At 52.4% G+C, this 10950-nt stretch carries 16 protein-coding genes; 6 read left to right on the top strand and 10 right to left on the bottom strand.

The annotated features are described in order from the left end of the window. Positions 1-322: 322 nt before the first annotated feature. Positions 323-877, top strand: a complete 555-nt coding sequence (locus ACZAHD_RS18725; RefSeq protein WP_462458117.1) for a gamma carbonic anhydrase family protein — start codon at positions 323-325, stop codon at positions 875-877. Here the strand turns inward: ACZAHD_RS18725 and ACZAHD_RS18720 are convergent. The 6 genes from ACZAHD_RS18720 to dprA are packed head-to-tail and all read right to left on the bottom strand — an operon-like array spanning position 853 to position 4644. After that, a complete protein-coding gene (locus ACZAHD_RS18720) occupies positions 853-1110 on the bottom strand; it encodes a DUF1488 family protein (protein ID WP_462458116.1) in 258 nt (85 codons plus the stop codon). The genes ACZAHD_RS18725 and ACZAHD_RS18720 overlap by 25 nt on opposite strands. After that, positions 1107-1925 (bottom strand): shikimate dehydrogenase, encoded by an 819-nt coding sequence (gene aroE / locus ACZAHD_RS18715; RefSeq protein WP_462458115.1) that lies wholly within the window; start codon positions 1923-1925, stop codon positions 1107-1109. Before aroE ends, ACZAHD_RS18720 begins: the two co-directional genes overlap by 4 nt. Before the next feature lie 3 nt (positions 1926-1928). Further along, positions 1929-2501: an L-threonylcarbamoyladenylate synthase type 1 TsaC gene (tsaC, locus tag ACZAHD_RS18710; RefSeq protein WP_462458114.1), complete on the bottom strand. Its 573-nt coding sequence runs from the start codon at positions 2499-2501 to the stop codon at positions 1929-1931. Continuing rightward, positions 2494-3048: a DNA topoisomerase family protein gene (locus ACZAHD_RS18705; RefSeq protein ID WP_462458113.1), complete on the bottom strand. Its 555-nt coding sequence runs from the start codon at positions 3046-3048 to the stop codon at positions 2494-2496. Before ACZAHD_RS18705 ends, tsaC begins: the two co-directional genes overlap by 8 nt. A gap of 26 nt (positions 3049-3074) precedes the next feature. Then, positions 3075-3548: a DUF494 family protein Smg gene (smg, locus tag ACZAHD_RS18700; protein WP_004868322.1), complete on the bottom strand. Its 474-nt coding sequence runs from the start codon at positions 3546-3548 to the stop codon at positions 3075-3077. Further along, positions 3520-4644 (bottom strand): DNA-protecting protein DprA, encoded by a 1125-nt coding sequence (dprA, locus tag ACZAHD_RS18695; RefSeq protein ID WP_462458112.1) that lies wholly within the window; start codon positions 4642-4644, stop codon positions 3520-3522. Before dprA ends, smg begins: the two co-directional genes overlap by 29 nt. A 128-nt stretch (positions 4645-4772) precedes the next feature. Between dprA and def the strand changes: the two genes are divergently transcribed. From def to mscL, 5 genes are all read left to right on the top strand, one after another. Then, positions 4773-5282: a peptide deformylase gene (gene def, locus ACZAHD_RS18690; RefSeq protein WP_462458111.1), complete on the top strand. Its 510-nt coding sequence runs from the start codon at positions 4773-4775 to the stop codon at positions 5280-5282. Between the two features lie 14 nt (positions 5283-5296). After that, complete coding sequence (fmt, locus tag ACZAHD_RS18685) at positions 5297-6244, top strand: methionyl-tRNA formyltransferase (protein ID WP_462458110.1); 948 nt, start codon at positions 5297-5299, stop codon at positions 6242-6244. 52 nt (positions 6245-6296) lie between these two features. Next, positions 6297-7592, top strand: a complete 1296-nt coding sequence (gene rsmB, locus ACZAHD_RS18680) for a 16S rRNA (cytosine(967)-C(5))-methyltransferase RsmB (protein WP_462458109.1) — start codon at positions 6297-6299, stop codon at positions 7590-7592. A gap of 13 nt (positions 7593-7605) precedes the next feature. Further along, a complete protein-coding gene (trkA, locus tag ACZAHD_RS18675) occupies positions 7606-8982 on the top strand; it encodes a Trk system potassium transporter TrkA (protein WP_434582807.1) in 1377 nt (458 codons plus the stop codon). A gap of 143 nt (positions 8983-9125) precedes the next feature. After that, entirely contained in the window at positions 9126-9539 is a 414-nt protein-coding gene (gene mscL / locus ACZAHD_RS18670; RefSeq protein WP_462458108.1) for a large-conductance mechanosensitive channel protein MscL, read from the top strand. Here the strand turns inward: mscL and ACZAHD_RS18665 are convergent, their stop codons facing one another. From ACZAHD_RS18665 to rplQ, 4 genes are all read right to left on the bottom strand, one after another. Continuing rightward, positions 9540-9755, bottom strand: coding sequence for an alternative ribosome-rescue factor A (locus ACZAHD_RS18665; RefSeq protein ID WP_462458107.1), 216 nt, complete (start codon positions 9753-9755; stop codon positions 9540-9542). Between the two features lie 57 nt (positions 9756-9812). Further along, entirely contained in the window at positions 9813-10238 is a 426-nt protein-coding gene (gene zntR, locus ACZAHD_RS18660) for a Zn(2+)-responsive transcriptional regulator (RefSeq protein WP_462458106.1), read from the bottom strand. 2 nt (positions 10239-10240) lie between these two features. Further along, positions 10241-10609 carry a DnaJ family domain-containing protein gene (locus tag ACZAHD_RS18655; RefSeq protein ID WP_462458118.1) on the bottom strand — a complete coding sequence of 123 codons (369 nt, stop codon included), beginning with the start codon at positions 10607-10609 and terminating at the stop codon, positions 10241-10243. 107 nt (positions 10610-10716) lie between these two features. Next, the coding region (rplQ, locus tag ACZAHD_RS18650) for a 50S ribosomal protein L17 (protein ID WP_462458105.1) at positions 10717-10950 on the bottom strand (234 nt) is incomplete at its 5' end.

Raw genomic sequence — 10950 nt, 5'->3', positions numbered from 1 at the left:
CGACGGCGCTGAGCGCTCTGTCGCGAGGTGGCGTATATTACGCTTTCCTCTTTCAGAGTCAACTTCATTTTTCAAAAGTTTCTCTCTGCTAACCCGGCTTAATCTGTGAACTCGTTCACATTCGCCGTGTCAGTGGGAGCGCATTATAGGGATCCCATTTTATTGCACAAGTCTTTTATCGATCTTTTTTTCCAAGTGATGTTTTTTCGCCCTTTTCGCAGCGTTATTGTTCAGTTTGCTCAATTTTCACCACAATAAGGGGTTGCAGGTGGCCGCAAAAGCCACCAAAGTCTTTGTACAACCCAGATTTATTGAGGTAACCATGACCGCTAATTTACGTTCTTATAAAGATTTGTTCCCGCAAACCGGTCAGCGAGTGATGATCGATGCCACCAGCGTAGCGATCGGCGATGTCCGAATGGCTGATGATGTCAGCATCTGGCCGCTGGTTGCTATTCGCGGAGATGTTAACTACGTGGCAATCGGTGCCCGCACTAACATTCAGGACGGTAGCGTGCTGCATGTCACCCACAAATCCGCCTCTAACCCCCAGGGGAATCCTCTGATCATTGGCGAAGAGGTCACCGTCGGTCACAAGGTCATGCTGCATGGCTGTACCATTGGAAATAGGGTGCTGGTTGGCATGGGCTCGATTTTACTGGATGGCGTCGTGGTAGAAGACGATGTCATGATTGGCGCCGGTAGCCTGGTGCCGCAAAACAAACGGCTGGAAAGTGGCTATCTCTATTTTGGCAACCCGGTGAAACAAATCCGCCCCCTGACGGAGGCGGAACGGGCAGGTCTGCTCTATTCAGCAAACAACTATGTGAAATGGAAAAACGATTATCTGGATCAGGGGAACCACACCCAACCCTGATTATCTTCCTGCTGGTCGCGGATCAATTCTTCAGCTTCTTCTTCCAGATCCCAGCGATGACGACAAAACGCGGCCAGCCACTGCTCGGGGGTATCACCACCGAAGCGCTGCTTTAACGTTGCGCCTCTGATTGCACAGGTGAGCTGCATACCATTAACCAGAACGGGAAAAGTGACACACTGCCGGTCGGTCTCCCACTCTTCTCTGTCAGGAAACTGAATCGCCTGATTCACGTATTCAGTTCCTTATGCAAGGCCTGAATAACCGGCGTAATCTCTGGCAGGACCCCATGCCAGAGCAGAACTGCATGGGCGGCCTGCGCCACCAGCATACCCAGCCCATCGGCACACATTTTCGCACCATGGGCCTGACACCAGTGTAAAAACGGTGTGCAGCCCCTCTGGTAAAACATGTCATAACAATAGACGTGTGTATTGATTAAGGACGCGGGAATTACCGGCACATCACCGCTGATACCGCTGGAAGTTGCATTAATAATGAGATCGAACTCATGTCCAGCCAGCGACTCCATCTCAAGCGCGCATACACTACCGGTATGCGCAAACAGCGTCGCCAGCTCATGCGCACGGGAATAAGTACGGTTGACAATAGTGACAGCGCAATCCAGTGACAACAGGGGGAGCAAGACCCCCCGCGATGCGCCGCCGGCCCCGATAAGCAATACCCGATAGCCCGGTTTAATGAACCCCAGCCGCTCCAGATCGCTTAGCAGCCCAATTCCGTCGGTGTTGTCCCCCAGCAAACGTCCATCGTCCAGCCTCTTTAGGGTATTCACCGCCCCCGCCAGAGCCGCGCGTTCGGTCAGCTCATCCGCTCGGGCAAACGCTTCTTCCTTAAAGGGAACGGTAACGTTAGCGCCCTTTCCCCCTTCGGCGAAGAAGGTATCCAGGGTAGGGATAAAATCGTCCAGCGGCGCCAGAACCCGCCCATACGGATGCGCAATCTGCAGCTGCTGCGCAAAGCGCTGGTGAATAGAGGGGGACTTACTGTGGGCGATCGGATTACCAAAGACAGCATAGGTTTGCATAAATTACCCCTGGCGAAAGAGTTCGCCCGTCAGGGCATCGCGAATTTCAGACGGATTCTGACGGCCACCCGTTGCGCCATCAACGACCGGAAAACGGGCGCCAAACTGGGCCAGCACTTCAGCCGTAGTGCGGCAAGGCGGCTGGCCGGATAAATTCGCGCTGGTTGAAACCAGCGGCTTGCCATAAGCCTCACACAATTCAACCACCAGCGGATGATCGCTGACGCGCACCGCCAGGGAATCGAAGCGCCCGGTCAACCAGCGTGGCGTTGTGGCACGAGCCGGAAAGACAAAAGTGACCGGCCCCGGCCAGCAGGAGAAGATCGCCGCTCGCTGTTTATCATTAAGCCGCGAATCATCAATATAAGGTGTCAGCTGTTCGTAGCTGGCCGCGATCAGAATGAGCCCCTTCTCGACAGGGCGTTGTTTAAGCGCCAGCAGGCGCATGACCGCCGTTTCGCTGTCAGGATCGCAACCTACGCCAAAAACGGCTTCTGTCGGATAGGCGATGACATGTTCGTTATGCAGTACCGTCACGGCATGGGCGACGGTTTCTGAGTGCAGGTTCTTATTCACTGATTTGTTCCGCCGGGATCGGCTTTCCACATTGTTTACTGGCACAAAAGCGTTTTACGCCCTGCGCCGTTTTCTTTTCGATTAATAGCGGATAATGGCATTCAGGACATGCACCCGCTACCGGTTTGAAGTTAATAACGAACTGGCAATCGGGGTAACGATCGCAGGAATGAAAGGTTTTGCCGAAACGAGAACGGCGCTGAACCAGTTGCCCTTGCCCACACTGTGGGCAGGAAATCGCTGTTTCATCCGGTTTATCGATAGTTTCAGTATGCCCACATTCCGGGTAACGGCTGCAGCCAATAAACATACCGAAGCGTCCCTGGCGTAACACCATAACCGCACCGCACGACGGACACTCCTGCCCCTCCAGTACCTTTACGATATGTCCATCCGCCTGATTTTTCAGAGGACGGACATAGTCACAGTCCGGATAGTGTGAGCAACCGAGAAACGGTCCGTGTTTCCCGGAGCGGATTACCAGTTCAGCCCCGCACTGTGGGCAGGGCTCATTTTTACGCACCGAAAACAGTGCTGATTTGGTCATAACAACTCGATGTTGCCGCAATAAGATTAATGCAGCATACCTTCATTTACTTCGAAGAGTAATTCTTCCATTTGTTGATAGGCATTTTCGCAGCCCGGAATATTAAACAGTACCATCAGGATCACCCATTTCAGGTCTTCCAGATCGAATTCTGCTGTATCCAGCGCCAGCACGCGCTCTATCACCATTTCCCGCGTTTCGAGGTTCAACACCTGAATCTGCTCGAGGAATAATAAAAATCCCCGGCAACTGGCATCCAGACGCAGACACTCTTCTTCGGTATAAATCCGCAAAGAGAGCGGGTCAGAAGCAAGCTGCATGGGAGCAACGAGCCCCTCCTGGTAGTCAGCCAGTTTCTCTAGCCACATCAACGCGTTATAGATATCTTCCCGATCGAATCCTGCATCGGTGAGATCCCGGGTCAGTTTATCCTGATCCACGCGCATTTCTGCTTCGTTTTGGATGTAAGTCTCAAACAAATACATGAGTACGTCGAACATGGCTTGCCCTCCTTAATCGGACATAGCCGCCGGGTACAGCTGCGATCCAGCCTGCTAACTCCAGTTCAAGTAGCTGAGCTACGGTCACTGGCACAGATTGGCCGGCACGTTCAGCGACAACGTCAACAGGTGTTACCTCATCTCCTACGTTAGCCAGGAGCTCTGGAAATGGCAATGCTACGGGAGGCGGATCCATGCAATTATTTATATTGTCAGGCACATCCTGGAGCCATGGCAGTTCCTGCTGACAATAGTCGATGATATCTGCCGCTGATGTCACGGGGATGGCACCTTGTTTAATCAGCCAGTGTGGACCTTCGGAACCAGGATTACCTACCGGCCCAGGTAGTGCAAAAACCTCTCTTCCTTGTTCCAGCGCACAGCGAACGGTCACCAGCGAGCCGCTTTTCAGAGCCGCCTCAATCACCAGCACGCCAATACTGAGCCCACTGATAATTCGATTCCGCCGAGGGAAATTTCCCGGCCACGGGGAGGTTGAAAGAGGGAACTCAGACAGCAATGCTCCTCCGCTCTCCGCCATCTGCCCGGCTAATGTAAGATGACGGCGCGGATAAATTGCGCCTAATCCATTGCCAAGTACACCGATTGTCTTCCCATGCGCCTCAAGTGCGCCGCGGTGAGCGACACCGTCAATGCCGATTGCCAGGCCGCTGGTAATCGTGATACCGAGACGCGCCAGGTCTTCGCTGAACTGTTTCCCCCACCGAGCACCGTACCAGGAGTGGGAGCGGCTACCAACAACGGCCAGTTGTAAACTGCTCAACACAGCCAAATCCCCACAAACGAAAAGCGCAGCGGGGTAGTCAGCGATGGCGCGCAGTCGGGGTGGATAGAAAGGGCTATCGGCCAGCAGCAGGTGATGCCCGGGTTGTTCCAGCCACAATAGCGTAGACTCAAGTTCTCGTTGGCCAACGGATAGAAATTGCTTCACTTGCGCTCTGCTCAGACCGCACGCGTACAATGCTTCGCTATCTGGCACTGGGGCTGCATGCAGTATTCTGGCAACCATTACCATGCCGTCACCATAAAGGTTGCTCACCTTCATCAGACGCAGCCAGATCTCCGTAGGTGCCATCTCTGTCCCCTGCCATAAGTGGCTTTAACAATCTTTGCGATTGGACAGCGAGACTGTCAATTACAGGGGGTTTTGTCTAGAATAGAGCTAATAATCTTATCAACTCTTGAATACGACTCTGGATCTTTATGGCAGTTTTGCAAGTGTTACATATCCCGGACGAGCGCCTTCGCAAAGTCGCTGAACCGGTAAAAGAAGTCAATGCGGAAATTCAACGTATCGTTGATGATATGTTCGAGACGATGTACGCGGAAGAAGGTATTGGTCTGGCCGCTACCCAGGTGGATATCCATCAGCGCATTATCGTTATTGATGTTTCAGAAAACCGTGAAGGGCAGCTGGTGTTAATCAACCCTGAGCTGTTGGAAAAAGACGGTGAAACGGGCATCGAAGAAGGTTGCTTGTCTATCCCGGAACAGCGCGCACTGGTGCCACGTGCCGAAACCGTGAAGATTCGTGCATTGGATCGCGAAGGCAAGCCGTTTGAACTCAATGCTGACGGCCTGCTGGCTATCTGTATCCAACATGAAATGGATCACCTGGTAGGCAAACTGTTTATCGATTATCTGTCGCCGCTTAAGCAACAGCGTATTCGCCAGAAAGTTGAAAAACTGGACCGTTTGCGTACGCGTGCCTGAGGACAAGGACTAACGTGTCACAATCACTACGTATTATCTTTGCGGGAACTCCCGATTTTGCAGCGCGTCATCTCGATGCGCTGTTGTCATCCGGGCATCAAATTGTTGGCGTATTTACTCAGCCCGATCGCCCTGCCGGTCGCGGCAAAAAATTGCAGCCAGGCCCGGTAAAGGTTCTTGCACAAGCGCACAATCTGCCGGTATTCCAGCCTGTATCCCTGCGCCCGCAGGAAAATCAGCAGTTGGTTGCCTCTCTGAATGCCGATGTCATGGTCGTCGTGGCCTACGGATTGATTTTGCCCAAAGCGGTTCTGGATATGCCACGGCTGGGCTGTATCAACGTACACGGCTCTTTGCTGCCGCGCTGGCGCGGAGCAGCGCCTATTCAACGCGCACTCTGGGCGGGTGATGCCGAAACCGGAGTGACCATCATGCAGATGGATGTCGGTCTGGATACAGGTGACATGCTGTATAAACTTTCCTGTCCGATCGCTGCGCAAGATACCAGCGCCAGTCTATATGACAAGCTGGCAGAACTCGGTCCACAAGGGTTGCTGGAAACATTAACTCAGCTCGCAAACGGTTCGACTCAACCGGAAGTCCAGGATGAGACGTTAGTGACCTATGCAGAGAAGCTCAGTAAAGAAGAAGCCCGTATGGACTGGTCCCTTTCCGCTGCGCAGCTCGAACGTTGTATTCGCGCATTTAACCCGTGGCCCATGAGCTGGCTGGAAATTGATGAGCTGCCGGTGAAAGTCTGGCAGGCATCAGTCATTGCGGAAACCAACCGTGTCGAACCGGGTACGATCGTGGCCGCTGGCAAGCAAGGTATTCAGGTCGCGACCGGCAATGGCATCCTGAACCTCGAGTTGTTGCAGCCAGCAGGTAAAAAAGCGATGAGCGCCCAGGACTTGCTAAATTCTCGCCGGGAATGGTTTATCCCCGGTAACCGTCTCTCCTGACGGTAGTCACTGTCTAAGGCCCGGGTTTACCGGGCATTTTTATTTTGCGGTTATGAAAAAAAATCTAAATTTACGCAGTCTGGCGGCGAAAGCCGTTGAGCAGGTTGTCGAACAAGGTCAGTCATTAAGTAACGTTCTGCCGCCATTACAGCAAAAGGTCGGGGAAAAGGACAAAGCGCTGCTGCAAGAGCTGTGCTTTGGTGTCCTGCGTACTCTCAGCCAACTGGACTGGCTGGTTAACAAACTGATGGCTCGCCCGATGACAGGCAAACAACGCACCGTTCACTATTTGATTATGGTGGGGTTTTATCAACTGCTCTATACCCGCATTCCGGCCCATGCTGCGCTGGCCGAAACGGTGGAAGGCGCGGTAGCCATCAAACGCCCGCAGTTGAAGGGGCTTATCAACGGCGTTTTACGTCAGTTTCAGCGTCAGCAGGAAGATTTGTTGGCCGAATTTGCCCAAAGCGAGAGTCGTTTTCTTCATCCGGCATGGCTGCTCAAACGTCTGCAAAAATCATGGCCGCAGCAATGGCAGGCTATTGTCGATGCAAATAACCAACGCCCGCCCATGTGGCTGCGCGTAAACCGCAATCATCATTCGCGCGATGAGTGGCTCGCGCTTCTGGAAGAGGCCGGGCTGCAAGGCTTTACTCACCCTGATTATCCTGATGCGGTGCGCCTGGCAACGCCGGCCCCTGTTCATGCATTACCAGGATTCGACCAGGGCTGGGTTACCGTCCAGGATGCTTCAGCTCAGGGCTGCATGCGTTATCTGACCCCAGAAAACGGCGAGAGAATCCTCGATCTGTGCGCAGCCCCCGGTGGCAAAACGACGCATATTCTGGAAGTTGCGCCGCAGGCCAGCGTCATGGCGGTTGATATTGATGAGCAGCGCCTGTCGCGCGTCTATGACAACCTGAAGCGACTCGGAATGAAAGCGCAAGTGAAACAGGGGGATGGCCGCTATCCTGCGCAGTGGTGCGAAGACGAACAGTTCGATCGCATTCTGCTCGATGCTCCCTGTTCGGCAACGGGCGTCATTCGTCGGCATCCGGATATTAAATGGCTACGCCGCGATCGCGACATTGCCGAGCTGGCCCAACTGCAGGCAGAGATTCTTGACGCCATCTGGCTTCATCTTAAACCTGGCGGGACACTGGTCTATGCGACCTGCTCAATTCTTCCGCAAGAGAATAGTCAGCAAATTGCTGCCTTCCTGAAACGTACGCCAGATTCAGAGCTCAGCCTCACCGGCACGCCTGAGCAACCAGGCGTGCAAAATTTGCCCGGCGCAGAAGAGGGTGACGGGTTCTTTTACGCTAAGCTGATCAAACATCGGAAATAATGGATCACTGCTGATGAAGATTATTATTCTGGGCGCCGGTCAGGTAGGCGGAACACTTGCGGAAAACCTCGTCGGAGAGAACAACGACATTACCCTGGTCGACACCAACGGTGACCGCCTACGCAGCCTGCAGGATAAATTCGACCTTCGCGTTGTTCAGGGACACGGTTCCCATCCACGCGTGTTGCGTGAAGCGGGCGCCGACGATGCCGACATGCTGGTTGCCGTAACCAGTTCAGATGAAACCAATATGGTGGCCTGCCAGGTCGCTTATTCCCTGTTCAATACGCCTAATCGTATTGCGCGTATCCGTTCTCCGGATTACGTACGGGATGCCGAAAAGCTATTCCACTCGGAAGCAGTGCCTATCGATCATCTTATCGCGCCTGAACAGCTAGTTATCGACAATATCTACCGACTCATTGAATACCCAGGCGCACTGCAGGTCGTAAACTTTGCCGAAGGTAAAGTCAGCCTCGCGGTCGTAAAAGCCTACTACGGCGGTCCACTGGTGGGGAATGCGCTCTCGACAATGCGCGAACATATGCCGCATATTGATACTCGCGTAGCGGCCATTTTCCGCCACGACCGACCTATTCGCCCGCAGGGTTCGACAATCGTTGAAGCCGGCGATGAAGTGTTCTTTATTGCCGCATCACAGCATATTCGTGCCGTCATGAGCGAGCTGCAACGCCTGGAAAAACCCTACAAGCGCATCATGCTGGTTGGTGGGGGGAATATCGGCGCAGGTCTTGCTCATCGTCTTGAGAAAGATTACAGCGTTAAGCTTATCGAACGCGATCAGCAACGCGCCGCCGAACTTGCGGAGAAACTACAGAATACAATTGTCTTCTATGGCGATGCATCGGATCAGGAGTTGCTGGCGGAGGAGCATATCGATCAAGTCGATCTCTTTATTGCTGTCACCAACGATGATGAAGCTAACATTATGTCCGCCATGCTGGCCAAACGTATGGGCGCCAAAAAAGTCATGGTGTTGATCCAGCGGAAAGCATACGTCGATCTGGTGCAAGGTAGCGTGATCGATATTGCTATATCGCCGCAGCAAGCCACGATTTCCGCCCTGTTGAGCCATGTCCGTAAGGCCGATATTGTTGGCGTCTCCTCACTGCGTCGCGGTGTCGCGGAGGCCATTGAAGCTGTGGCTCACGGCGATGAAAGTACCTCTCGCGTGGTAGGACGTTCGATAGATGAGATCAAGCTACCGCCGGGCACAATCATCGGTGCCGTCGTCCGTGGCAATGACGTGATGATCGCAAATAATAACCTGCGTATTGAGCAAGGCGATCACGTCATCATGTTTCTGACCGACAAAAAATTTATATCCGACGTCGAGCGTCTTTTCCAACCCAGTCCTTTCTTCCTCTAATTGCGCGGGCGCCTATATGGCGCCCGTTTTGATTATCCTTTATATATCAGGGGATGATATTTTTTAGCAATTATTCAACAGCAATGGCAAATGGAAATACATTTGATAAACTTATCACTGTTAGCGGGTTCATGGAGAATAAAATGAGTATATTAAAAGAGTTTCGCGACTTCGCGATGCGCGGGAATGTTGTTGATTTGGCTGTGGGTGTCATCATCGGTGCGGCATTTGGTAAAATTGTATCGTCACTGGTTGCCGATATTATTATGCCGCCACTCGGCCTGCTGATCGGTGGAATTGATTTTAAATCGTTCGCCATCACGTTACGCGATGCACACGGCGATGTCCCGGCTGTCGTAATGCATTATGGGGTGTTTATCCAGAATGTGTTTGATTTCGTGATCGTGGCCTTTGCCATTTTTACGGCTATCAAACTGATGAATAACCTGAATCGCAAAAAGGAAGAAGCTCCTGCTGCGCCACCGGCACCAACGAAAGAAGAAGTTTTGTTAAGTGAGATTCGCGATCTGCTGAAAGAACAGAATAAGCGTTCGTAATCAGGCAACAGAAAGCAGAAGGCCAGTGGTAAAAAAGTGATTTACTCTTTTGCCACTGGCCTCCCGGTCATTCCGCTCCGCATGTTTATCCTTGCGTTGGTAACTGCCTTTCCCCTTCCGGTTTTTCTCTACTCTCTGTCTGAATAACGGGTCATGTAGCAACGCCTCAATGGCATTGTCTTTGATTTGTCCTTTCGTGTGTTGGTAGCGGCTCATAATAGCTCCTGAATATGATTGAGATCGGCGCGAGTGTAAATCCGCGCGATGAAAAAATCAACGTTCCACTGTGGTACTACTGGCGCCTTGTTCAAGGGCCTCGAGAATAGAACAATACACGCTGCTATGAGCTGTACCGCAGCAGGCATCATTGAGTCGTTGCAATGAACGGCGCATTGTTTGTAGCTCTTTAATGCGTGCATCCACTTCACTAAGACGTGCCTGAACAATACCTTTCGATTCCTGACAGGTATGATGCTCCGGATCGACGCGGATCGACAGTAATTCGCGGATCGCTTCCAGCGTAAATCCAAGCTGACGGGCATAGCGGATGAAACGCAGGCGCTGAAGATCGTTCTCAGTATAGAGGCGAAATCCACCTTCTGTGCGTACATCGTGAGCCATCATCTGCTGCTTTTCATAGTAGCGAATGGTATCAGGCGTGACATCAGCCAGCTTTGCGAGTTCACCAATACGGTACATGTTTACCCCTCATCAAGTTTGTTTTGAAGTCTGTCTGCATATTCACCACGTAAAAAATCGGTATTCAATCCCGCCTGCCGTAATTTCAGTTCCAGCAAAGCAAGTCGGCGGCTGAGCTCTGTGTACTGTGGATCATCCGGACGGACCGCTTTTAATAAATCGACCAGCGCAACGGCTTCTCTTCGTTGCTCAAGTTCAGGAGGCAGACAGCTGGCATTTTTGAGTAAGCGGTAGCCCGCGCGTAATTCGAGTGGAACATGCAGGTCATCATCCAAAGTCAGCGGTTGTCCACGACCAGGAAGATCATCAAACTCGCCTTTGGTTTGTGCATCAAGGATATGGCGTTCTGCCCACTGATCCAGCAACCACATCATTCGGCTCCGGGGATGAACAAAAAGAATACAGGTATTGTAGTGAAGCAGCCGTAGCGTGGATATAAAAAAACCCGCCGAAGCGGGTTTTTTTACGTTACTACAGATTACTCTGTAGCAGCTTCTGCTTTCAGCTCAGCACGATCAACCAGCTCGATGTATGCCATCGGCGCGTTGTCGCCTGCACGGAAGCCACACTTCAGAATGCGAGTGTAACCACCGGCGCGGCTCGCGAAACGCGGGCCCAGCTCGTTAAACAGTTTTGCCACGATCTCGTTATCACGAGTACGGGCGAATGCCAGACGACGATTAGCAACGCTATCAGTCTTGGCAAGAGTAAT

The organism is Raoultella sp. (assembly GCF_039594335.1).
Lineage (GTDB): Bacteria > Pseudomonadota > Gammaproteobacteria > Enterobacterales > Enterobacteriaceae > Klebsiella.
The sequence above is the reverse complement of the archived record's forward strand: the minus strand, read 5'-3'. Positions and strand labels throughout refer to the sequence as shown.